21 protein-coding genes, 1 tRNA gene, 1 pseudogene and 1 riboswitch are annotated in these 22,707 nt (G+C 41.2%); of the genes and pseudogenes, 8 read left to right on the forward strand and 15 right to left on the reverse strand.

The features are described from left to right. Positions 1-148 precede the first annotated feature (148 nt). Positions 149-2,203, forward strand: a complete 2,055-nt coding sequence (locus tag CST_RS08550) for a methyl-accepting chemotaxis protein (RefSeq protein WP_242823542.1) — start codon at positions 149-151, stop codon at positions 2,201-2,203. A 97-nt stretch (positions 2,204-2,300) separates the two neighbouring features. Here the strand turns inward: CST_RS08550 and CST_RS08555 are convergent, their stop codons facing one another. Together CST_RS08555 and CST_RS08560 are read right to left on the reverse strand one after the other, a co-directional pair. Beyond that, positions 2,301-2,840 (reverse strand): GGDEF domain-containing protein, encoded by a 540-nt coding sequence (locus CST_RS08555; protein ID WP_015359484.1) that lies wholly within the window; start codon positions 2,838-2,840, stop codon positions 2,301-2,303. After that, complete coding sequence (locus CST_RS08560) at positions 2,816-3,868, reverse strand: PAS domain-containing protein (protein WP_015485056.1); 1,053 nt, start codon at positions 3,866-3,868, stop codon at positions 2,816-2,818. Before CST_RS08560 ends, CST_RS08555 begins: the two co-directional genes overlap by 25 nt. Positions 3,869-4,006: 138 nt before the next feature. Between CST_RS08560 and CST_RS08565 the strand changes: the two genes are divergently transcribed. Continuing rightward, positions 4,007-4,079 (forward strand) — tRNA-Val (locus tag CST_RS08565). A gap of 108 nt (positions 4,080-4,187) precedes the next feature. Here CST_RS08565 and CST_RS08570 read toward each other — a convergent pair. The 3 genes and pseudogenes from CST_RS08570 to CST_RS08580 form a co-directional block, all read right to left on the reverse strand. Continuing rightward, positions 4,188-5,055 (reverse strand): annotated as a pseudogene (locus tag CST_RS08570) (5'-nucleotidase). A 29-nt stretch (positions 5,056-5,084) separates the two neighbouring features. Continuing rightward, on the reverse strand, positions 5,085-6,038 hold the full coding sequence (locus CST_RS08575) for a COG2958 family protein (RefSeq protein WP_015359487.1): 954 nt from the start codon (positions 6,036-6,038) through the stop codon (positions 5,085-5,087). 375 nt (positions 6,039-6,413) lie between these two features. Continuing rightward, entirely contained in the window at positions 6,414-6,806 is a 393-nt protein-coding gene (locus tag CST_RS08580) for a pyridoxamine 5'-phosphate oxidase family protein (protein ID WP_015359488.1), read from the reverse strand. Positions 6,807-7,170: 364 nt separating this feature from the next. Between CST_RS08580 and hisH the strand changes: the two genes are divergently transcribed. The 3 genes from hisH to CST_RS08595 all read left to right on the forward strand — a co-directional run bounded on the left by hisH (position 7,171) and on the right by CST_RS08595 (position 9,445). Beyond that, the gene (gene hisH, locus CST_RS08585; protein WP_015359489.1) at positions 7,171-7,776 is read left to right on the forward strand and encodes an imidazole glycerol phosphate synthase subunit HisH; all 606 of its coding nucleotides are present in this window, start codon (positions 7,171-7,173) and stop codon (positions 7,774-7,776) included. A 109-nt stretch (positions 7,777-7,885) separates the two neighbouring features. Then, entirely contained in the window at positions 7,886-8,641 is a 756-nt protein-coding gene (gene hisF / locus CST_RS08590) for an imidazole glycerol phosphate synthase subunit HisF (protein ID WP_015359490.1), read from the forward strand. Positions 8,642-8,785: 144 nt separating this feature from the next. Next, on the forward strand, positions 8,786-9,445 hold the full coding sequence (locus tag CST_RS08595; protein ID WP_015359491.1) for an L-2-amino-thiazoline-4-carboxylic acid hydrolase: 660 nt from the start codon (positions 8,786-8,788) through the stop codon (positions 9,443-9,445). A gap of 91 nt (positions 9,446-9,536) precedes the next feature. Here CST_RS08595 and CST_RS08600 read toward each other — a convergent pair whose 3' ends face one another. After that, positions 9,537-9,869: a hypothetical protein gene (locus CST_RS08600; RefSeq protein WP_015359492.1), complete on the reverse strand. Its 333-nt coding sequence runs from the start codon at positions 9,867-9,869 to the stop codon at positions 9,537-9,539. A gap of 263 nt (positions 9,870-10,132) precedes the next feature. Here CST_RS08600 and mnmL point away from each other — a divergent pair, with 263 nt between their 5' ends. Continuing rightward, the gene (mnmL, locus tag CST_RS08605; RefSeq protein ID WP_015359493.1) at positions 10,133-11,059 is read left to right on the forward strand and encodes a tRNA modification radical SAM protein MnmL/YtqA; all 927 of its coding nucleotides are present in this window, start codon (positions 10,133-10,135) and stop codon (positions 11,057-11,059) included. A 174-nt stretch (positions 11,060-11,233) separates the two neighbouring features. On the opposite strand, the gene thiD (CST_RS08610) is transcribed toward mnmL, so the two are convergent. From thiD (CST_RS08610) to thiM, 5 genes are all read right to left on the reverse strand, one after another. Continuing rightward, positions 11,234-12,028 carry a bifunctional hydroxymethylpyrimidine kinase/phosphomethylpyrimidine kinase gene (gene thiD, locus CST_RS08610; protein ID WP_015359495.1) on the reverse strand — a complete coding sequence of 265 codons (795 nt, stop codon included), beginning with the start codon at positions 12,026-12,028 and terminating at the stop codon, positions 11,234-11,236. A 159-nt stretch (positions 12,029-12,187) separates the two neighbouring features. Beyond that, entirely contained in the window at positions 12,188-12,973 is a 786-nt protein-coding gene (gene thiD / locus CST_RS08615; protein WP_015359496.1) for a bifunctional hydroxymethylpyrimidine kinase/phosphomethylpyrimidine kinase, read from the reverse strand. Between the two features lie 73 nt (positions 12,974-13,046). Further along, positions 13,047-13,715, reverse strand: a complete 669-nt coding sequence (locus CST_RS08620) for an HAD family hydrolase (RefSeq protein ID WP_015359497.1) — start codon at positions 13,713-13,715, stop codon at positions 13,047-13,049. A 22-nt stretch (positions 13,716-13,737) separates the two neighbouring features. Continuing rightward, positions 13,738-14,454 carry a thiamine phosphate synthase gene (locus tag CST_RS08625; protein ID WP_015359498.1) on the reverse strand — a complete coding sequence of 239 codons (717 nt, stop codon included), beginning with the start codon at positions 14,452-14,454 and terminating at the stop codon, positions 13,738-13,740. Between the two features lie 26 nt (positions 14,455-14,480). Then, positions 14,481-15,317 carry a hydroxyethylthiazole kinase gene (gene thiM / locus CST_RS08630; protein WP_015359499.1) on the reverse strand — a complete coding sequence of 279 codons (837 nt, stop codon included), beginning with the start codon at positions 15,315-15,317 and terminating at the stop codon, positions 14,481-14,483. Positions 15,318-15,535: 218 nt separating this feature from the next. Further along, positions 15,536-15,638, reverse strand: a riboswitch (TPP riboswitch). A 189-nt stretch (positions 15,639-15,827) separates the two neighbouring features. On the opposite strand from thiM, the gene CST_RS08635 reads away from it, so the two are divergent. Together CST_RS08635 and CST_RS08640 are read left to right on the forward strand one after the other, a co-directional pair. Continuing rightward, positions 15,828-16,400, forward strand: coding sequence for a cupin domain-containing protein (locus tag CST_RS08635; RefSeq protein ID WP_015359500.1), 573 nt, complete (start codon positions 15,828-15,830; stop codon positions 16,398-16,400). 185 nt (positions 16,401-16,585) lie between these two features. After that, a complete protein-coding gene (locus CST_RS08640; protein WP_015359502.1) occupies positions 16,586-17,815 on the forward strand; it encodes a class I SAM-dependent rRNA methyltransferase in 1,230 nt (409 codons plus the stop codon). Positions 17,816-17,889: 74 nt separating this feature from the next. On the opposite strand, the gene CST_RS08645 is transcribed toward CST_RS08640, so the two are convergent. From CST_RS08645 to CST_RS08660, 4 genes are all read right to left on the reverse strand, one after another. After that, a complete protein-coding gene (locus CST_RS08645) occupies positions 17,890-19,113 on the reverse strand; it encodes an FprA family A-type flavoprotein (RefSeq protein ID WP_015359503.1) in 1,224 nt (407 codons plus the stop codon). A gap of 242 nt (positions 19,114-19,355) precedes the next feature. Next, positions 19,356-21,218: a methyl-accepting chemotaxis protein gene (locus CST_RS08650; protein WP_015359504.1), complete on the reverse strand. Its 1,863-nt coding sequence runs from the start codon at positions 21,216-21,218 to the stop codon at positions 19,356-19,358. A 55-nt stretch (positions 21,219-21,273) separates the two neighbouring features. Continuing rightward, complete coding sequence (locus CST_RS08655) at positions 21,274-21,768, reverse strand: chemotaxis protein CheW (protein WP_015359505.1); 495 nt, start codon at positions 21,766-21,768, stop codon at positions 21,274-21,276. Between the two features lie 457 nt (positions 21,769-22,225). Next, positions 22,226-22,582 carry an arsenate reductase family protein gene (locus CST_RS08660; RefSeq protein WP_015359506.1) on the reverse strand — a complete coding sequence of 119 codons (357 nt, stop codon included), beginning with the start codon at positions 22,580-22,582 and terminating at the stop codon, positions 22,226-22,228. Between the last annotated feature and the right edge of the window lie 125 nt (positions 22,583-22,707).

The following is a 22,707-nucleotide window of genomic DNA, read 5'->3' on the forward strand; positions in this document are numbered from 1 at the left end:
TCGACAAAAATAATATGATAGTATATATATCTTAGCTAATTCTTCCATACACCAGCAAATTCAATTATTAAAATCCATGATTAAAGCCTGGGTTTCTTAAAAACGTCCGGGCGTAAATGTGTGGAGAAATAGCTTTTTGCTGTATTTTTTGGACAAGCTCATAAATTTTCAGAAAAAGCGAGGAGTTGATATGGTTAAAAGTCTGAAGACAAAAATTGCGCTTTTTTATCTTCCGTTATTTACCGCTGCCTGCCTTGGAATCAGCTACTTAATTTACCGTGTGTCGGCCTTAACAATTGAATCAGAAGCCAAAAATTCCATTGCAAACATAGCCTACCAGGGTGCAAAAACAGTAAAAAGCCGCATTGACGACGAATTAAATACCCTTGAAACCCTGGCTTCATTACCCCTGATATATGACACCGATATACCTGTTGAAGAAAAATTGGCATTACTCAGCAAAGAAGTTGAACACAGAGGCCATATCAGAATGGGTATTGTCAACACAGCAGGTAAAATGATTGCTACAGACGGTACAATTACCGACATCAGTGACAGAGTACATTTCATAAAACCAATGTCGGGAGAAAGAGTTGTATCCGATCCGATAATCAGTAAAAATAACGGATCAATAATTCTGGCTTTCGGTGTACCAATAAAAGAAAACGGCAAGATTGTCGGAGTACTTGTAGCAGTAAGAAGCGGCGAGACACTCAGTAATGTCGTTGATGATATTACCTTTGGGCAGTCAGGCAGGGCATTTATGATTAATGATAAAGGTACGGTAATAGCTCATAATAACAAAGACCTGGTTTTAAACATGTATAACGCTGTTGAGGAATCAAAAAGCGACCCGTCTCTTGCATCTTTGGTGCAATTAGTGGAACGAATGCTTGCAGGTGAGCGCGGGAGCATGAGTTATACCTATGAGGGGGAAAAAAATATAGCGGGTTTTGCCCCTGTAGAAGGAACAAACTGGTATCTGGCGGTAGTTGCCCCAGAGAATGAAGTACTGGCAGGATTATCCAGAATACAGTCTTATACGCCTTTTGTATTGGTAATTTATCTCCTGGTAGGCATTGTACTGACATATGTTATAGCATCGGGCATAACAAAACCCATTGTTCGTGCTTCGAAACTTCTTAGCATAACAGCATCGGGTGATTTCACGCAGCAAATACCCGATAAGGATTTAAACAGGAAAGACGAAATAGGTCTTTTGAACAAATCTATTGATAAAATGCAGAATTCCATAAGAGAGCTCGTAAACGGAGTCATCAACGAAGCTGTAAATGTTTCCGAAACCGTTGCGGCTACAACAAGGAACATGGAAGAACTGAACTCTGATATAGAAGAAGTGTCCGCAACAACCGAAGAACTGTTTGCAGGTATGGAGGAAACGGCAGCATCCACCCAGGAAATTAACGCAACAACTTCCGAAATTGAATCAGCCATTGATTCACTGGCATCAAAAGCTCAGGACGGAGCCATAACCGCCGGAGAAATCAGCAAGAGAGCAAATAAAATTAAGGCGAATACCATAGAATCGCATAAAACTGCAACGGAAATTTATACAAATACCAACAACAGGCTGAAAAACGCAATTGAACAGTCAAAGGCCGTGGAACAAATCAGTGTTCTGACCGACGCAATTCTGGAAATAACATCCCGTACAAATCTTTTGGCGCTGAACGCATCCATAGAAGCGGCAAGGGCCGGTGAGGCAGGTAAAGGTTTTGCCGTTGTTGCCGATGAAATCAGAACACTGGCAGAAAATTCAAAAAAGGCGGTTAACGAAATCCAAAAAGTCACCCAGAACGTGATTTTATCGGTTGAAAATCTTATACAAAGCTCACAGGAAGTTCTGGACTTTATAGACAAAACGGTTATCAGCGACTACGAAGAAATGTTAAAAATAAGCGAACAGTACGACAACGACGCTGAGCTTGTAAACAATATTGTGACCGAAATCAGCGCTACTGCGGAACAATTGGCGGCATCCATTCAGAACATGTCCAAAGCGGTGGAAAAGATAACCATGGCGACCAATGATGGCGCAACCGGAACATCTAATATTGCCCAAAAGACATCGAAGATTGTCGAAAAAGCCAACGAAGTAATAAACAATTGTTTGAGTTCCAAAAACAGCGCTCAAAAATTAACAGAACTTGTTTCTCAGTTCAAGGTATACTGCACAAGGTAGTTGAGAACTTTTAAAAAGCTGCGCCGGAAAATACCGGCGCAGTTCTTTTTGCTTCCGTGTCATGTTGGTCAGGAAGAACAAAAAAACAGAAATGTTCTCATACCTCGGCGTACTCAATCCTGTTACGTCCGGAAATCTTGGCTTTATACATCAATTTATCCGCAATGGCCACAATCTCGGCAGGCGTCCTTTCAGGCGAATACCTGACTGTAGCCACACCGAAGCTTGCAGTAACATATTCGGAAACAGAAGATTTTTTATGTTCTATTTTCAACTCATGAATATATTGTTTAATTCTCTCGGCTATTTTAACCGCGTAATTAATGTCGGTATCAGGTAAAATACACGCAAATTCTTCCCCTCCATACCTGGCAGCCAAATCAGCTGAACACCTTATACAGTATTTCAGTACTCCTCCGATTTTACGCAGACATTCATCTCCCATGACATGACCGTAGTAATCGTTATATTCTTTAAAAAAGTCAATATCAATCATTATAATGGACAAAACGCCGTTTGATTGTTTCAGATTCGAATATTCCTGTTCCAGCGTAGCATCAAAACACCTTCTGTTGGCTATTCCGGTAAGGCTGTCCTTATTGCTAAGTTCGGCTAATTCGCGATTTTTTTCTTCCAACTGCATCTCCGCTTTTTTCTTTCATTGATGTTGGTTAGCACCGAAAAGGAACCCTCAAAATTTCCGTAATCATCGAAAATTGCTTTCGCGGAAATTAAAAACCAGTTTTTTTCTCCGTCTTTTTTCATAAGGCAGCACTCATAAACCGAATCTTCGCCCTTTTTACTTAGAGATACCTGATAATTATATACATCCGTGTGGCTTTCGGGAATAAAAGAAACATATGTTCTTCCAATCATTTCTTCAACGGTATACCCAAGCATTGAAGCCATGTTCTTATTTGCAAAAGTAATATTGTAATTTTCGTCAAAAATTAGAATACCTTCTATGGCTGTTTCCACAATATTTTGAAATCTTATTTCACTCTTTTTCAAATTCTTCTGCATTTCCTGAACCAGCATATCGCTTTTTTCTTTCGCAAGCATCAGCATAATAAATCCGCTTATCAAAAATATACAGAAACTTGCTATGGGAATTATATTAAAAACAGCGCTTTTTCTAAGACTCAAAGCATTTTCCGGAAAAAACAGACATACAACCGAACTTGTAAGAAATACCGCTCCGGTTGAAAAATAACTTATACCCAAGATCAGACGCAATGAAAATTTTCCATAAGATTTACCAAGCAGAAACAGTCCCGGCAGAAAATATAAAATACTCTGGAGGAGAAAAATATACCCGTTCCGGAACGGGTATTCCATAAATATTGAAACCAAAGAGGCTAATATAATGGCAACCGCTGTTGAAATATGGGAGCCGGGGTTTACCGAATGCCCCATCAAGATTCGAACAGCCCATATTTCATATGCACAGCCGGCGAGTATTAAAATATCTGCCAGTATTGTCAGGAGAGCAACAGAATCTGCCTCGTAATAAAGCAGTAAAGAACCGACAGCCTGCAAAATTTTTGCTGCAATCCAGTACGGTATTTCCTCAGGCCTGTTATTATTAAACTTGAATATTGACAACAGCAGTCCGAAAAGAAAAGATCCGACTGCCAGCATCAGCATTACGGTTCCTAAATCCATTTTAACTCCTGAATGATAAAATTTAGTAGACATAAAATTCCCGTTAATATAAATATATCATATTTTATGGATGCCAAAACAAAAAAACTCTTGAAACACAGTAAAAACAGAGTTATATTTTATATGGAGATAATGTTCGGGCAATTAACTCAGCTGGGAGAGTGCTACCATCACAAGGTAGAAGTCGAGGGTTCGAGTCCCCCATTGCCCATTGGTGATTCAACGTAAAACCCTTGGATTCCAAGGGTTTTAATTTTTTATTTGTATAATTGCCCTCAGCTTAAATTTTCCTTATATTGCAACAAATCTATTACAGGCCCTATGAATTGTTTTTGTTTTTATACGGCACCCTCGCCGACGGTACAAGTTTCGAAGCCGGATTCACATGGGCCGGCTGATCATCGAAAAAAATGTGTGCACCAAAAGCTTTAAGGACTTTACTTTTTTCCAATCCTCCGAGAAAGAATGCTTCATCAATACGTACATCCCATTCCCTCAGCGTCCGTATGACTCTTTCATGGGCAGGCGCATTCCGTGCTGTGACCAAAGCCGTTCTAATCGGTACTTTATCGGCCGGAAATTCATTTTGAAGAAAAGATAAGGTTTTCAGCAACTTTGCAAAAGGTCCCTCAGGCAACGGCTTATGCGCATTAATTTTCTCGTGCTTTAAAAAGGCTTCCAACCCCTGTTCCTGATATATTCTTTCCGATTCGTCAGAAAACAAAACCGCATCCCCGTCAAAGGCAATTCTTATCTGTTCAATTTCTTTATACGGGTCAATGGAAAATCCCGGATGAGTACAAATAATACCGGCGGCAATTCCCGCATTGATTGCTTCCTGAACATCGCTTTCGTTTGCCGAAAGAAACAAATCGGTATTAAAGGGTAATGTCAAGGCCATAATGTTCAATTGAGTTAAATATCCTGAGACTTGTATCTGCACTGTTTCTGGACATGATAATAACTTCAATCTTTCTTCCGGAAGACACAAGGGAATTAATTCTCAAAAGGGCCTTTACCAGTTGGAAACCTGCCCCCGGCTTTAATATTTCATTCTCATGTTCAATCTGATATCTGCAGTATTCCTGTAAACCTTTTTCCTCATAAATTTTGTTTTCTTTCTCAAGATCGAACAGCGCCCTTGAAGAAATTCCAACAACCAGATAATCTTTCAAATCAGGCTGCATCAGATTTTATACCCCCAATATTCCACAGTTCAAACCAGACCCTTTTCTTTTATATACTTCTCATACTCATCCGCATTTAAGATTCTGTCGTATTTACTTTTGACCTTTCCAATCTTAATATCTTCAATAACATTATCGATGAAATCACTGAAATCCGGATTTTCTTCTGCAAGCCGGTCAATTGTTTCCCAATCCAGAGTGTTATTGGTTCTCGCCGAGAACAAAATTTCACTCTCTTCAATATTTTTCGCATCTAACCTTATTACGCCGATTCCAAACGCACTGTTAAGCCTACGAATTTCATCTATCAAAGAAGGCTCGTCTTCAATCTTCAAAGCTACCAGATAACCCTCATTTGCCCATGATGAATTAGACACCGCCTGAAAATATGACTGCCGTAAATTTGATAAGTTCAGTTCAATTTTTATCTCAAATGAAAATAATTTATACGAATTCTCCTTGAAAGTATCCAACAGTTTCAGCACATTATTCTGATATTTGTCAAACGGGAAATAAACCCCTACCATATCAGGGTGTAACCATTTGTTGTAGCCCTTTGCAGCTTTTTTCGAATTTTCGTGCAGGATTGTTCTTGTATAGCAATTAAAATGCGGATTTGAATATACAAAAGCTGTAAGGAGAACATGTAAATCCTTTTCACAATATTCCGGTTTTGCGTTAACCTTACTCTCCAAGTATACTTTCTTTTCTTCATTTTTTTGATAATCTTCAGAATTGCCATACAGCTCTTTTAAATAAAACATTGCAGGCCTTTTGCTTACCTGGACGAATTTGGTATTCGGATTCTCCTTCAAATCAACATAAATCCTCGCTCCCAAGGTCTGCCACGGAGTTTTTCCTGACGTGCCGAGTTTTTGCGCTAAGCCCAAATTTATGCCGTGTTCCCAAATCTCATATATGGTAAGAGGTTTTCTGACTGTCATTAATACATCCACAGCGAGATCATAAAAAGTATATGACATTTTTCCACCTCATTTATTCTTAATTAATCATCAATAATACCATAGGCCGCGAAACATAGCGGTGATTAGTTCTGAGGTATTGACCGGTATGCTCTACCATTCGGATATATTTTACCATTAAAGTGATAAAACTAATAGTTAAGATAACTGATAAGTATATAAATAAATCAACTCCGTCACTTGACCTTTTGGGGTTGTTAATTCTCAATAAATATAAAATCGCTTGCTTTTTTCAATATGAACAGTTGCAAACAGGGCTTTTCGGATAAATACCACACCCCGAAAGCCCTGTACTTATTTCTTAAAAAACTTACCGCCTACAAGTATTCCTATTTTTAATAACATTTTACGATAGCTTTATCCGAATAATTAATCTCAGAATTTAATTATTCTTGGCTGTTCAGTAAACGAATAGAATACAGCAGTAGCTTCATCAAAATAAAGAACCTCTGTGTTGTCATCCTCCGGAGAATACATGGACTGAAGTTCAGGGTAGTTGTCAAGTAAATGCTTTTTGGCCTCCACTCTGTCATCCCTAACAAGCTTTCCCGTCAGTCTCAGCCATTTTCCGTCAGCATATGCACAGATTTCAACCTTCGGATTTGCCTGAATCTGTTTTGACACCGCCTTTGATTTTCCTGTCTGGATATAAAGTTTACCTTCAAAGATATCAACAGTGCCAAAAGGCCTTACTCTCGGCTGGTCTCCCTCTACCGTAGCCAAATAATACGTTCCGCATTTTTTTAAAAATTCATATACTTCTTCCATTTGTCCAAACCTCCTGAATTAATTAAATATTTTCAGACATCTAATTAGACATAACTTCGCCACTCATTTAACAATTATAAATAAACCGCTTTGGCAATTCAACTTTGTATGCATATATAAAGGAAAATTTATTGCTGTTTAGAAATTATTTCATATTATAACACATTTTATATTGCAGGCAAATAATACAAATTTTTATGCATTTGGCTGTAAAAATTTTGTATGGTGTTTTTGTTACATTCATGTTAAAATTAATTTATTACTATATCGCTTTATCATACTAAAGTAATAAAAAGTTTTGCTGATTTTTTATTGCACGGTTTTTGATTAAGTCGCACAGTTTCAATGAAAGGAAGCAGTTTTAATGATCGCAATCGTGGATTACGGGGTTGGAAACCTTTTTTCCTTAATTTCAAGCCTTCATTATCTTGGGCTTGAGTGCATTGTAACAAACAAAAAAGAAGATTTGATTGCCGCCGACCGGATAATTTTGCCTGGAGTAGGCGCCTTTGGTGACGCAATTGCAAAGCTGGATGAAACAGGACTGGTGAACACAATCAAAAAACTGGCGGGAATTAAGCCTCTGCTTGGTATCTGCCTTGGCATGCAGCTTTTATTTGAAAAAAGTTTTGAATTCGGCGAGCATGAAGGCTTAGGGCTTATTCCTGGAAAGATCGTACCGCTTAAAGCCGACACAGATTCTTGCCTGAAAATACCACATATGGGTTGGAACAGGCTTGAAATTGTAAAAGATGATCCTATATTCAAATATTTCAGCAATGGTGAATGGGTATATTATGTTCACAGCTATTACGCTAAATACTGCCGGGAAAACATACTCGGAATTTCGGAATACGGCGTCATGGTTCCGGGGCTTGTACGAGCCGGCTTGGTATATGGAGCCCAGTTTCATCCCGAAAAAAGCGGGGATGCAGGTCTTCGCCTGCTTAAAGCCTTTGCCGAGGTTTAAAATTCTTTAGGTCTGCAAATGATTTGTCTTTTTAGCGTGCTTTTAAGTTTTTTGTAAACATCCCCACGAATTGCAACCGTAATTTTGATATTTATTTGGAGGTCAGTTTATGATTAGTAAAAGAATAATTCCCTGCCTTGATGTACGAAACGGAAGGGTGGTTAAGGGCGTAAACTTTGAAAATATCCGCGACATGGCCGATCCTGTGGAACTGGCACGATATTATAATAAATCGGGAGCCGATGAGCTTGTTTTTTACGACATTACGGCAAGCTATGAAGGAAGGAAAATATTTACCGACATTCTGCGTGCGGTGGCTTCGGAGATTTTCATTCCCCTAACCGTCGGAGGAGGGATAAATACACTTGAGGATTTCGACATGGTTCTTAAATGCGGAGCCGACAAGGTAAGCGTTAATACCGGCGCAATCAGGAATCCCTCATTAATCAGTGAGGCTGCAAAGCGTTATGGAAGCCAGTGCGTGGTGCTCAGTATGGATGTTAAACGCGTTAACGGAAAGTTTCACGTTTTTGCCAATGGCGGAAGAACCGACACCGGTATCGACGCTGTTGAATGGGCAAAACACGGCGAGGATCTCGGCGCCGGCGAGATAGTCCTGAATTCCATGGATACCGACGGTGTACGCGGGGGCTTTGATCTCCCGATGCTTTGTGCAATTGGGGGAGCAGTAAAAATTCCCATTATCGCCAGCGGAGGTGCGGGAAAAACGGAGGATTTTTATGAGCTTTTCAAATACGACAGAATTGACGCCGGACTTGCTGCAAGCGTATTCCATACCAAAAAAATAGATATTCGTGAGCTTAAGCTTTATCTTAAGAACCGCGGAGTGAATGTCCGTATATAGCCTCAACTTTTTGCCATACTGAATTCTCCCCATTATATGGGAATAACCAATTCAATGCACTCAAAAGACGGTGAAACGGGCTTTGTGACGATAATGGGCACTTACGGAAAAAACTCATGGTGTGGAACAAAGAAGTGAAGAACTATGAATGTGACAATTGGCGATAAAATTGTATACCGCGTTGTCAATAAATCCGCCGGAAGGATGTTTCAGAAGGTGTTGTCCGGAAAATTGCCTGAAAGCACGGTTTCAAGCCTGACAAACGAAATTTGGGAAGAATACAAAAAACGCCTGCCATACCTGGAAGAAAGGGAAACACCCGGCGCATCACTGGTGGTCAGGCTGTCTTTACTTACACTGATACTTTATGAAAAGCTGACAGCGGAAAACATTGAAAAACAGGAAGCCATAAAATTAACCTCTGAAATAACGTGGAAAGTATACAACAAGCTGAGCGGCATTTTCTGGGCATTTACGAAATTTAAAGCGAAAAATCCGATCAAAAGACTTGAAAAAGTCATGAATTTCTGTATTAACCGTTTTCCATACAACAGCCCCGGTTATGAGATGGAAATAATAAAAGCGGATGATAACGAATTTTTCTTTAATGTACATAAATGCCCGTCTGCAGAGTTTTTCCGCGAACATCAGTTAAGTGAACTGTGTTCATGCACGTGGTGCGACCTTGACTACTCCCTTGCCGTGAAATGGAACATTGAACTTGAACGGGAAAAAAGCCTTGCAGGGGGAGACAGTATGTGTACATTCAGATTCAGAGCCAAAAAAGAAAGAAACAGTTCATAGTAAGTATTTTATCCGCCTTGTAGGCCTTATTATCATATGCAAATATTTTCCAGTTAAGGCAGTATCAAAATTTTTTGAAAACCCAAAATACTTATATCCCCAAAATAGTAAACATACCTTCTTGTTTCAGAGTTTCTTCAACCCATTCAACCGCCTCGGCAAGAACCATCTCCGCCCCTGTATCCATTTTCGACGCATAATCAAGAACAGTTTCCCATTGGGAGCGGTTTACTTCGAACACTCCATGAGGGTCAAATCCCGGAATGGCTGCAGCAAAAGCTTTATATAAATCGAAATCTGCATAAATATCGAAGTCCAGCAGTAAAGAATCCGATTTCCAGAAGGTTTTATTGTCCCATTTTCCTTTATAAAATTCAAGATAACTTGTTCCTTTTCGTTCATTAACAGTACAGAAATACTTCATAAGCACACCACGCCACTATTCGCCTTGCCCGCTTCATTTATAGACAAGACCTGATTTTTCATGCAAATAATACACCACGGCTCCGCATAACTGCTTAATAATTTTACATTCACTGAAGAATTTCAGCAATAAATAACTGACAAAAATACTTTATGTATAAACTGTATTTTCTGATATCTGATATGCTATAATGGAAATGTTATTAACTGTTATAATGCTTAAAACACTTTTATTGAATATATACCTGTTCCGGAGAGCGTTCCATGAAACTCTGGCCCGATCAGAAACCGTATTATTCCGCAAATCAATATTTCAGGGAAATCTTCGGCGAAAAAACCTATAAGATCTCGCTGGATATCGGCTGCACCTGTCCTACAAGGGATGGCACGAAGGGTACTGGTGGCTGTACCTTTTGTTCTTCAAGGGGTTCGGGTGACTTTGCAATAGCGGGGCCTTTGAGTATCCCTGAAAAAATTAATGAAGCAATCCGGATGGTGGCCTCTAAAACCGTTTCCGACAAATATATCGCATATTTGCAGTCCTTTTCAAACACTTATGGTCCGGTGGAGCAACTTGTGCCTGTTTATGAAGAAATTCTTGCAGATGGAAGAATTGTAGGGCTTTCAATAGGTACAAGGCCTGATTGCCTTGAGGACGAAATGATAAAAGAGCTGTCCCGTCTGTCTGAATCCAAGCCGATATGGGTTGAACTTGGCCTTCAGACAATCCATCAGAAAACCGCAGACCTCTTTCACAGGGGATACGAACTGCCGGTTTTTGAAAATGCCGTTGCGCGCTTAAATAAGGCGGGCATTCAGGTAATAGTCCATCTGATAGTGGGGCTGATGGGGGAAACTTACGACGATTTTATGGCCACGGTTGAATATACCGCAAATCAGCCGGTAAGCGGCGTCAAACTGTCAATGCTCCATATACTTAAAGACAGTCTTCTTTATAAGGAATACCAGGAAAAGCCCTTTCCCCTGCTCGATGAAGAAACCTATGTTAAATGGGTGGCGGAAGCTATAACCCGGCTGCCGCAGGAAATGGTCGTTCACAGGGTAACAGGCGACGGCAACCGTGAAAACCTTGCCGCGCCAAAATGGACCATCAACAAACGTCATGTTCTGAACAGGCTGCACAGTTACATGATAAAACACGGAATGTATCAGGGACAGAATTACAAATAGTAAATACTTGATATGTATGTGTGGAATTGTACCATTTCAAAAATTCTCAGCATAAAAAAACAACTGCCGGAGCGTCTCCCTTCAGTGAGTTTTGCCGAAGCTCCGGCAATCAGTTACATATGCACACTATTTTCAACAATGCCCTGAATTCATGCGTCAACCCATGGCTCAGAGTTATATATTATTTTTACAAATATTCCACATATGGTCTATAGGCCCGTTGCCTTTGCCCAGCTTAAGCATTGATTTCAGCGCGCCTGTTACGTAGTCCTTTGCAGACTGTATTGCCGTTTCCAGATCCATCCCTTTGGCAAGGCCGCAGGCTATGGCGCTGGACAAAGTACATCCCGTTCCGTGGGTGTTCTTATTGTTAATCCTCTCTCCCCTGAACCATTTGTACCTGTTATCACAGTACAACAAATCATCGGCGTCGTTTACGCTGTGCCCACCCTTGCAGAGAACAGCACAGCCGAACTGTTTACCGATAATTTCGGCGGCTTTAATCATATCTTCCCTATTTTCAATAGATATCCCGGACAAAATGGACGCTTCGGGAATGTTCGGCGTTATTACCACTGCCATGGGGAACAATTTGCTTCTCAGGGCTTCAATCGCATTGTCCTGAAGAAGTTTAGAACCGCTGGTGGAAACCATCACCGGATCGACGACAATATTTCTTGCATTGTAATATTTCAGCTTTTCAGCTATGATTTCAATTAACGGCGCAGACGAAACCATGCCGATTTTTACGGCGTCCGGGTATATATCAGTGAATATGCTGTCCAACTGCATTCCCAAAAATTCCGGCGTTACTTCCATAATACCCGATACTCCGGTTGTATTCTGTGCCGTAAGCGCGGTGATCGCACTCATCGCATAAATGCCGTTTGCCGTCATTGTTTTAATATCCGCCTGAATTCCTGCTCCTCCGCTGGGATCGCTTCCTGCAACAGTCAGAACCGTTTTCATGTCTCCATCTCCTTATATGTATAATTTGAATAAGCCTCTAAATAACAGAAAATGCTTATTTCAGAGTTATTGTTTTAAATATCTGACATTACCCTTCTCCAGCCAGTTTTTTCCACACAGTCCGATACGGCAATTCCTGACTTCAAACCCGGTGATTTTCTATTTACATATATTCCACATATGGTCTATAGGCCCGTTGCCTTTGCCCAACTTTAGCATTGATTTCAGCGCGCCTGTTACGTAGTCCTTTGCAGACTGTATTGCCGTTTCCAGATCCATCCCTTTGGCAAGGCCGCAGGCTATGGCGCTGGACAAAGTGCATCCTGTTCCGTGGGTGTTCTTATTGTTAATCCTCTCTCCCCTGAACCATTTGTACCTGTTATCACAGTACAACAAATCATCGGCGTGGTTCCCACTGTATCCACCCTTGCAGAGGACCGCTAAACCGAACCGTTTGCTGATAATTTCGGCGGCTATAATCATATCTTCCTTATTTTCAATAGATATCCCGGACAAAATGGACGCTTCGGGAATGTTCGGCGTTATTACCACCGCCAGCGGAAACAATTTGTTCATCAAAGGCTCTATTGCGTCATCCTTAAGAACTTTAGATCCGCTGGTACAAACCATTACCGGATCGACGACAATATTTCTTGCATTGTAATATTTCAGCTTTTCAGCTATGACTTCGATCAACGGCGCAGACGAAACCATGCCGATTTTTACGGCGTCCGGGTATATATCGGTGAATATGCTGTCCAACTGCATTCCCAAAAATTCCGGCGTTACTTCCATAATACCCGATACTCCGGTCGTATTACCGGCAGTAAGTGCGGTAATTGCGCTCATTGCATAAACGCCGTTTGCTGTCATTGTTTTAATATCCGCCTGAATTCCTGCCCCTCCGCTGGGATCGCTTCCCGCAATGGTCAAAACAGTTTTCATATGCTTCCCCTCCTTATGTATTTCAAAAAATATTTCAAAACAGCTGACAATATGCCTTTCCGGTTTATTGCCCTTAAAGCTCCGATGCCAATGCTTTTTCCAGAAAGACGTTAACATCGTCCAGTTTTTCAAAACATATGTCACAGGTATTTTTTATTTCATCCCATTTGTCGCTGTTGTAATAATCATATACCCCTACTGTTCTGAAGCCGGCGTCTTTTGCCGTTTTAATCGCATACAGGGCGTCTTCGAAAACCCATGTTTCGCAGGGACGTGTTCCCATATAATCAGCAGCCGCAAGAAAAATATCGGGTTTTGTCTTGCCTGAACCTGTCTCGGTGGATGTAAAAATTTTCTCAAAATATCTGATTACATTAAGCCTTACCAGTGCTTTTTCAAAAACCTCTCTGTCACAGGATGTCGCTGCCACAATTTTTATTTTCCTCTCCTTGAGACCTTCCAGAAACTTCTCCACTCCTTCTTTAAGCCTGACTTCATAGGCGTAAAAATCCTCAATGGTTTTATTGATGCCTTTTACAATTTCGTCCTCATTCATATCCAGATGGTATTTTTCTTTTAAAAATTTAGCTCCTTCATGCATGCTCATGCTTTCCATGGCTTTTGAAAGACCGGGGTTGGGCTGCAACCCCAGCTTCCGCAGATACATTTCCCCGGCTTTGTTCCAAATTGGCATCGAGTCCAGTATTACCCCGTCTATGTCAAAAATAACCCCTTTAATCATATTCCCACCTGTTTTCGGTTTATTAATTTTTCCTTCCGGCTTCGGTATGGAGTTTCCACGCATTTACAAGTTCCAGGGCAGCCTGTTTGGGATCATCGGCTCCGGCCACTGCGGATACAACGAAGAAACCGGCGGCTCCGGTCCGCGCAAGCTGAGGTATATCAGCAACCTTCACGCCTCCACCCACTACTACAGGAATTTTGCTGAGCCTTACTATCTCTGCAATTTCCTCAAAACTTCTGGTTTTTATTTTTCCGTCTGTATCGAGCCCGCAATCAGGCTTAGTCATTGTTTCATGCACCGGTCCGACTCCAAAATAATCAATTCCCGAAACATCTGCTGTTTTTATATACTCAATCATTTCATGGGTTCTTGCCGACAGCCCGACAACCGAGTCCTCTCCCAGATATTCCCTGCATACGTCCACAGGTATATCCGACTGCCCCACGTGCACACCGTCGACTTTTATTCCCTGCTTTCTTGCAGCCAGAACAACGTCCAGCCGGTCGTCCACAAGCAGGGCCACATTATCGGATTTTCCCAACAGGGCTATTACTTCCGCGGCCTCACGTGTTAATTCAATAAGTTCCCTGGCAGATGCAACCTTGGATCTGATTTGTATACATGTGAACCCGGCTTCAACTGCGTCTTTAATAATTTTTTTCACAGGTCTTCCGTTCGTATTTTCCGGACCTATCACCAGGTATGCGGATATATCCAAATTTTTTCTTATACTCACTGATTTCACCTCCCAGATCGTTACAATTAAATCTCTTCAATATCAAACCTATTGTCGGCAATATCTTCCGGACTTGCCTTGTAAAGTTCGTCAAGAAAACGGACCTGAAAACTTCCGGGGCCAAGGACCTTATTTTCAGCACGGGTTGCAGCCAGATTGAACACCGCGGTTCCCGTCAGCGCGGCGATAAAAGGTGATGCAGCCGTTGCATAAACCGCGATAACTCCACCTAAAGCACAGCCTGCGCCGGTAATTTTTTGCATAAAGTGCGATCCACCGTAAGAGTAAACTATAACCGAACCGTCGGTTATTAAATCGGTTTCGCCGGATACGGCAACGGCCCCGCCGGTCCATCTGGCTAACGCAACGGCCGCTGCTTTTGCCGAGTCTACTGAATCTGTTGAATCAACGCCACGAACATTGGAAGCTTTAGTGCCGCCTTCCAGTTCCCATAATCCCGCCAATGCCATAATTTCAGAAGCATTGCCCCTTATTACGGAGGGTTTATACTCTTTAAACCGCTGTAACATCCGGTTTCTGAGTGAACCAATTCCCACCGCCACAGGATCAAGCACCCATGGTTTACGTAATTCATACAGCACTCTTGCCACATGAGGCAAAGTCTGCTCATGAACCGGCAAAAGAGTTCCCACGTTCACATATGTAGCTCCGCCCGCTTTTGCCAAAGCTTCAGCTTCCTCGGGCAGATAAACCATTGCTGCCGAGCCCCCGACGGCAAGTTGTGCATTTGCAACAAAATTAATTGTTACCATATTGGTAATCGAGCCTGCCATGGGATTTGTCCGTTTCACCGTTTCAACCGTCCGGATGATTTGCTCCCGGATCTCCTGTTTTGTGATCATGCTTGACTCTCCTTTCGTCTTATATTTTAATTTTACTTAAATGGGAAATTCATCAAATAATGAGGGGAACTGTTGGGTAATATACATTATCCGCCGGCCGAAACAAACGAGTTGATTCCTGGACATGTAATTTTAAGAGAATTTGTCTCCTGTATTTCGGTTTTCATAAAAAAACACTCCCCCCTGGTGGAGAGAGCTGTTATTTATCATTTAATATTAATCTGATAAAAACTGCTTCCCTACACCAGTGTTAACTGACAGGTTCAAAGGGTCAGGTCTTACCTTTCTCAACTCGTTTAACGAGTTCCCCCGCAGTTTTTATTATAAAGTACCATTTATGGTCCTTAATGTCAAGAGACCCGTAAAATTTTATTTGAAAATTACTTATATATAAACAAATTGCATCTCTTCTTAAATAACTTTGCACACAAAAAAATAAAGAATAAACACATCTGTTTTACATAAAGCATATATTATTCATGTAGGAAATTTAAAGGAAATGAGGTAATTATGCGCAGGATATACCATTACCCGCACTATACTGGCTTTAAAAAAACAAATCCAAATGTTATCTATCGTCGATACAGTTTAAATAAACCAACGGAATTCCATATGCAGGACAGGGACAGCCATATTCATAATTTTTCTCATCACGATAACCCTGTAACAGAATTAAAGGATTACGGCCCCGAGCCATTTGTTATAAATATTGAAAGGGCCACAAAACAAAATAATACATTCCGCACTGCATTATGGACGGGTAAATATATGCAGCTTACACTGATGAGTATTGGTGTGGGTGAAGATATCGGTCTGGAAATACACCCTAACGTCGACCAGTTTATACGCATCGAAGAAGGCACCGGACTCGTAAAAATGGGCGACAGCAAGCATAACCTGAATTACCAAAAGGATGTATCCGACGGTTATATAATTATAATACCTGCCGGTAAGTGGCATAATATAATAAATACCGGAAACAGGCCGTTAAAACTTTATTCCATATACGCACCCCCTCAACATCCTCGCGGAACGGTTCATGAAACAAAAGAAATTGCAGAGGCCGCTGAAAAAAACAATTGAGTATGTGTTTTGACATTTTCTTATAATCAGTTTTCTATGGGAACTGAACTTCGCCATAGAAAGCTTTTTTATTTAAATGCTATATTGCATAATATTACGGCTTTTAAGCTGATAATGCCTGTATTGAAGGCATAAGATAAAATATGTTAAAATGACGCAGAAAAAAGCTTCGAAAGGTGAAACAAGTGAAACAGATACGACCATATCCCAAAGTAATAATATCTAAGAAAGCCGAACGCAGTGTCAGAGACGGGCATCCATGGATATACGGGGAAGAAATCCGTGAAACAGAAGGCGAACCCCAAAACGGCGGACTGGTGGATGTGTTTGCCGGAAATGCTTTTCTTGGCACGGGTTTTTACAATAATAACAGCAAAATTACCGTCAGGCTCATTTCACGTAATGCCAATGATGTGTTTGACGACCGTTTCTGGCGGCGCCGCGTTGAGTATGCAATACGTTACCGCAAAACCGTAATGCCCGGAGGGGACTTTTCCTGCTGCCGCCTGATCCACGGCGAGGCTGACCAGATGCCGGGGCTGACAGTGGACCGCTACGGCAGCATCCTGTCAGTACAAATCACATGCCTTGGCATGGAACTTGTAAAGGATACTGTTTACCGTGCCCTTTGGGATGTGCTTAAAGAAATGGGAGAAGACATTGCCGGTATTTTTGAGCGTAATGATATTGCTCTGCGTACAAAGGAAGGTCTGCAGGAATATAAAGGCTGGTACAGGTTTGATGGCATCCCCTTGCCTGAATCTGCGGTTATCGAAATATGCGAAAACGGTATTAAATATCTGGTGGACGTCGAAAACGGGCAAAAGACAGGATTTTTCCTGGATCAGAAATATAACCGAGCTGCCGTGGCACGGATAGCAAAGGGCAAACGTGTACTGGACTGTTTTACCCATACCGGTTCTTTCGGCCTTAACGCAGCATTGGGAGGAGCTGAGCACGTAACGTGCGTGGACATTTCACAGCAGGCCATTGACATGGCGCGGGAAAATGCGATACGCAACGGTCTGGACGGGAAAATGGATTTTATCTGCGAAGACGTTTTTGACCTTCTGACAAGACTGGCTGAACGGAAATGCAAGGACTTTGACTTTATTATTCTTGACCCGCCGGCTTTTACGAAATCCCGGAATACCGTACAGGCCGCCGCCCGCGGGTATAAGGAAATTAACCTGAAAGCCATGAAACTGCTCCCCCGTGGCGGATATCTTGCTACGTGCAGTTGCAGCCACTTCATGACCGATGATTTATTCCGCGAAGTGCTGGCAAGCGCCGCAAAGGATGCGTCAGTATCACTGAGACAGATTGAAGCCCGCCAGCAGGCGCCTGATCATCCTATTTTGTGGAATGTGCCTGAAACAGGTTATCTTAAGTTTTATATTTTTCAGGTTGTTTGATTGTAATTCGTCAACAAAGGAATTTTGTTTTAAATCAGACACGGGGACCAATAACAGTCCCCGTGTTTCGTTTTTTATTCCACTACTTTTTCCTTCATTTTCTTTAAAAGTTCCAAAATTCCTGTTTCTATCCTTTTCAGGTCTTCCTCCCGTGGTGCGCCCTCAAACTCCACGGATTCAATAAAATCCCACTTCATATTATTTCTTTCCATTATTTCCTTAAGCTCTTTTTCCGCGCCGCCGGACCAGCCGTATGATCCGAATCTGAATGCCGTCTTGCCGGTAATGCGCTTCCTGCCAATCTCATTCAAAGCCGCGGCAACAGGCGGGAAAAGCTTGTATTCATAAGTGGGAGCGGCGATAATGACCCCTGCCGATTCAAAAACGGCGGCAATCATTGCACTTTCGCTTTCCTGCGGCATCTCCAGCTTATTATATTTTACTTTTTCTCTCTGAAGCACCCTTTCAGCAAAATCCACGGCCTTTTTCGTCATCCCGTACATGGAACCCCACAGAATGGTAACTTCATTTTTTCCTGCTCCTTCGGCATATTGGGAGAATCTGTAATAGTCATTCATGATTTTCTGGGGATTTTTCCTGTAAACAGGGCCATGACCGGGGGCTATTATCCTTATATCCAATGTTTTAGCCTTCTCAATCGCTTTTTTCAGACTTGGCGTAAAAGTCGCCATTACGTTTGAGTAATATCTTATCCCTTCAAATTCAAAAAAATCCATTTCTTCCGGAGTAAGCTCATCATCAAAGCAATGCTCATTCATCCTGCCGAAAGCTCCGAACATATCACAGGAAAAAAGGGTTTTCGTATCTCTTTCATAAGTATACATAGTATCGGGCCAGTGAACGTTAGGTACCGGATGAAAGCTCAATACTTTGCCTCTGCCAAGGTCCAGCGTATCTCCTTCCTTCACAATTCTTACCCTGTCTTCGTCATAAAAGGTTTTTACCATTCTTGCAGCCTTTTCGGTACATATTACGGTAAAATCATCCTTTATTTTTCTGAAATTTGAAATCCAGCCCGAATGATCGGGTTCCATATGATTAACAATCAGATAATCAATACTTTTCGGGTCGACCCCTATTTCCTCCATGTTCTTGTAAAGGGTTTCAGGAACTCCGTCCCAGCCGATGACACCGTCAATTATCGCGGTTTTTTCGCCCTGAACTATATACGAGTTAAGAGTAACCCCGTTGGCAATTTCCCAAATACCTTCAAAAAGTATGTCATCCACATTCATTGTAAGCATGTGTATTCCGTCTGCAATTTTCAGCTTTTTCATATATTTTCCTCCCTGGTTTATAGTTTGTTAAAACGCCATAGCCGATTAAACAATAAAACCGGAAATGCGCATCCTATATTTCAACCCTGCCCGGCAAAATAATTTTTTATTGTAGTTGTTTTTTTAAATTATAACATTATCTGCGGGATTAAAAAATAGAATGCCAAAATATTTTATTTATCGCAGACTGCAAAAAACCGGAGGAATTGGTATACATTTCTCCGGTCTTAATATAATTCCGATTAATATTTCCCAAACTGACCGTCGCCTACAAGCATTGCCTTCTGGTTCTGCTCTCCTTCCGGTTTAGCTTCATATTCATGTTCCCGGTTTTCATACATTTGCTCAATCATTTTTACAATTTCGGGGCTGAGCCTATCATATGAATTACCGCCGCCTGTAGTTTTCCTGAGTTTAAATCTCGACACCATCTGTTTGAGCATTTCAGCCTGGCTGGACAATTCTTCGCTTGCGGCTGCGCTTTCCTCGGACGTTGCGGAATTCTCCTGAACCACCTGTGATACCTGCATAATACCCTGATTTATCTGAGCAATGGCTGTAGCCTGTTCATTTGAAGACCTTTGTATTTCACTTACAAGATTGGATACTGATTCAACTCCGTCCACAATCTTCTCCAAAGCGTCGGCGGTTTCTTTTGCAATCCTCGCTCCTGTTTCGGCTTTTCTGATGGAATCCTCAATTAATGCAGTTGTTTCACGGGCAGCGTTTGCAGAGCGCCCCGCAAGAGTTCTGACTTCTTCGGCAACCACGGCAAAACCTTTGCCGTGCTGGCCGGCCCTTGCTGCTTCAACCGCCGCATTCAGCGCCAGTATATTGGTCTGGAACGCGATATCATCTATTACCTTGATGATCTTGTTTATATTGCCTGAAGCCTGGTTAATCTCATCCATCGCCTTAAGCATTTCCTGCATATGCTCATTGCCGGTAACGGCGTAAGTTTTTGCCTTTTCGGTCAATTCATTGGCTTTATCGGCATTCTCCGCATTAATCTTTGTTTTCGAGGATATTTCTTCTATTGAAGCCGAAAGCTGCTCAATGGAGGTTGCCTGTTCGGTAGCTCCCTGGGAAAGTGACATGCTGGAATCGGATATCTGTTTTGCCCCTGACGAGACCTGTTCAGCTGCTGCAGAAATATTCATTATCAGTTCATTAATATTACGCACCATTTGAGACAGCTTTTGGCCAAGCAAATCTTTTTTTGACCGTATTGGTACATCAACCGTAAGATCCCCGTCTGCTATTCTCTCGATTATTGTTGCCTGTTCCCTTGTACTTTCAACCAGAGTTCTGAAAGCATTTATAAGTTTTCCTGTTTCATCTTTGGAACTGATATCAAAGATTATGTCCATATCCCCTTCTGCAAGCTTGCCTGCAGCAACAACAACCTTGGTTATGGGCCCGGATATACCACGGGATATTATGATGCTCATAAAAACCGCAAATATAACACTGACAACCAGTATAATTATCATTGCTCCAACTGAACTTTGGGCTTTCTGCTCATTTTCAGCAATCTGGTCCGCCGCATATTTAACATTGTAATCAATTAGTTCCTGAATGGCACTGTCGGCATTGCTTGCCAAAGTATGAGCTTCCCCGCCGCTGGAAAATAACGCAACAAACTCATCCGAGGTAATTGAACCTTCATTAAGTTTCTCCATTACCTGTTTTCTCATCGTATCGAACTGGTTTATTGCAGTCTGAACATTGCCAAGCAGTTTTAATTCTGTTTCAATTTCACTGGCATCATAGCTATTTAAAATGTCATAATAGTAATTAATGTTTTCATTTACTGTATTTACATGCTGAGCAATTCTGTTAACATAATATTCCCTTTCTTCCTCCGAGTCGGCGGATAAAACAAAACCAAAGATATTAACTCTAATTTGTTGGAAATGCGAACTTATTCTTTCAACATATTCCAATGCGTTGGCAACACTTTTAAAATCAAGGGAATAGGAATCCTGAACATTATTAAGATTTACAATTCCTGTAATTCCAATGATGCAGGCCAAGGCTACAATAATGAAAAATCCTATAATGATTCTGAGACCTATCCTTAAATTCCCAAACCATTTAAACATAAAAAAATCCCCCCAGCATTTACATCACATTAATTGTTTCTTTTTAAATTGCCCGTCAAATTATTTTTTTCATTTCTAAAATTTCTTCTTTGCTTAACAGTTTTTCGCAATCAATTAACAATTTAATGTCGTTTCCCGCTTTTCCAATTTTTTTAATACATTTGTTTTTAACCTCTTTGTTCAGTTGCGGCGGATCGGCCTGATTTTCCTCCGGTATGGCAATTACTTCTGAAACCGCATCAACAATCAGTCCGACAGAGGCACCGTTAATGTCAATCACTATAATACAGGTTCTGTCATTATACTCTTTCGGCTCTTTTTTAAAACGCAATCTTACATCCATCACAGGAATGATTTTACCTCTAAGGTTTATTACCCCTTTTAAATACTCAGGAAGTTCCGGTATTTCGGTAATTTTTTGAAAACCTACAATTTCAGTGACATACTCCACTTCCAGGCCGTATGTTTCCTGACCGAGTGAAAAAGTAAGATATCTGTTTTTCAGCGTATCCTCCTCGGTCTCAGCTACCTGACCAATTATGTCTACCATAATATCATCTTCTTTCTGTTAACGTAAAAACTGATAAATTTTACCATACTATACCCCTCCCATTCTATTTTGGTGTAAAATGGAAATTACGAAAAGATAATATTGAACTGAGCAGTCCCAAGCAACTTTCGTTGACGGTGAATGTAAATTAAAGAAATGCAAAACGCATTTACTTTACAAACATCATTATCGGCTAAATGGTTTACATAATTTACCCCATACGCCTAAAAAATTTCAGTACCTTATAAAAAAAGGCTTTTCCGGCATACAAACCGGGAAAGCCTTTTTTGCCGTTATTCCATAAACTTATTTTACCGGAGTGTTATTGACATATAGGGTATAACCGTTGGTTATAACATTGTCAAGGCTGCCCAAAAAAAGATCCTGACCCGACCATTTGCCGGAATCAGGTTACATCATCTGACAGGGGTTCTGAATTCAAATTCCATAAGGATTGTCATACCGTTTCAAATGCAGCTTCCCACTCCTTTTCGCTAAAGCCTACAAGAACAAAATTTTCACTTACAAGAATCGGACGTTTAACGAGCATACCGTCGGACGCCAGAAGATTATACAGTTCTTCCTCGCTCATGGCCGTCAGTTTGTCTTTCAGGTTCAGCTCCTTGTAAAGTTGCCCGCTGGTATTGAAAAATTTTTTAAGCGACAGCCCGCTTTTCTTGTGCCATTCTTTCAGTTCCTCCACAGTGGGACTGTTTTCCTTTATGTTTCTTTCCTTAAAAACCACACCTTTTTCCTCCAGCCACTTTTTTGCCTTCCGGCAGGTCGTGCATTTGGGATAACATACCAAAGTCATAACATTCCCTCTTTCCGCTGTACTTTTACATTTTATAATTACCATAACAGAGAAGTACGAAAACAATTGACACAGCATCAGGGGTATGTTAATATTTTCTATGCATAAGGGAGTAGTTCGCGCCG

Source organism: Thermoclostridium stercorarium subsp. stercorarium DSM 8532 (genome assembly GCF_000331995.1).
In the GTDB taxonomy this organism is placed as follows: Bacteria; Bacillota; Clostridia; order DSM-8532; family DSM-8532; genus Thermoclostridium; species Thermoclostridium stercorarium.

Bases quoted from the DNA above. Each gene is read 5' to 3' on its own strand.
- CST_RS08635 (WP_015359500.1), top strand. From the start codon at position 15,828: ATGCGCAGGATATACCATTACCCGCACTATACTGGCTTTAAAAAAACA.
- CST_RS08660 (WP_015359506.1), bottom strand. From the start codon at position 22,582: ATGACTTTGGTATGTTATCCCAAATGCACGACCTGCCGGAAGGCAAAA.
- hisF (WP_015359490.1), top strand. From the start codon at position 7,886: ATGATTAGTAAAAGAATAATTCCCTGCCTTGATGTACGAAACGGAAGG.
- CST_RS08575 (WP_015359487.1), bottom strand. From the start codon at position 6,038: ATGTCATATACTTTTTATGATCTCGCTGTGGATGTATTAATGACAGTC.
- mnmL (WP_015359493.1), top strand. From the start codon at position 10,133: ATGAAACTCTGGCCCGATCAGAAACCGTATTATTCCGCAAATCAATAT.
- CST_RS08560 (WP_015485056.1), bottom strand. From the start codon at position 3,868: ATGGATTTAGGAACCGTAATGCTGATGCTGGCAGTCGGATCTTTTCTT.
- CST_RS08600 (WP_015359492.1), bottom strand. From the start codon at position 9,869: ATGAAGTATTTCTGTACTGTTAATGAACGAAAAGGAACAAGTTATCTT.
- CST_RS08580 (WP_015359488.1), bottom strand. From the start codon at position 6,806: ATGGAAGAAGTATATGAATTTTTAAAAAAATGCGGAACGTATTATTTG.
- thiM (WP_015359499.1), bottom strand. From the start codon at position 15,317: ATGATCACAAAACAGGAGATCCGGGAGCAAATCATCCGGACGGTTGAA.
- hisH (WP_015359489.1), top strand. From the start codon at position 7,171: ATGATCGCAATCGTGGATTACGGGGTTGGAAACCTTTTTTCCTTAATT.
- CST_RS08620 (WP_015359497.1), bottom strand. From the start codon at position 13,715: ATGATTAAAGGGGTTATTTTTGACATAGACGGGGTAATACTGGACTCG.
- CST_RS08645 (WP_015359503.1), bottom strand. From the start codon at position 19,113: ATGAAAAAGCTGAAAATTGCAGACGGAATACACATGCTTACAATGAAT.
- thiD (WP_015359495.1), bottom strand. From the start codon at position 12,028: ATGAAAACGGTTCTGACTGTTGCAGGAAGCGATCCCAGCGGAGGAGCA.
- CST_RS08655 (WP_015359505.1), bottom strand. From the start codon at position 21,768: ATGGTAGACATAATTGGTCAGGTAGCTGAGACCGAGGAGGATACGCTG.
- CST_RS08595 (WP_015359491.1), top strand. From the start codon at position 8,786: ATGAATGTGACAATTGGCGATAAAATTGTATACCGCGTTGTCAATAAA.
- CST_RS08650 (WP_015359504.1), bottom strand. From the start codon at position 21,218: ATGTTTAAATGGTTTGGGAATTTAAGGATAGGTCTCAGAATCATTATA.
- thiD (WP_015359496.1), bottom strand. From the start codon at position 12,973: ATGAAAACTGTTTTGACCATTGCGGGAAGCGATCCCAGCGGAGGGGCA.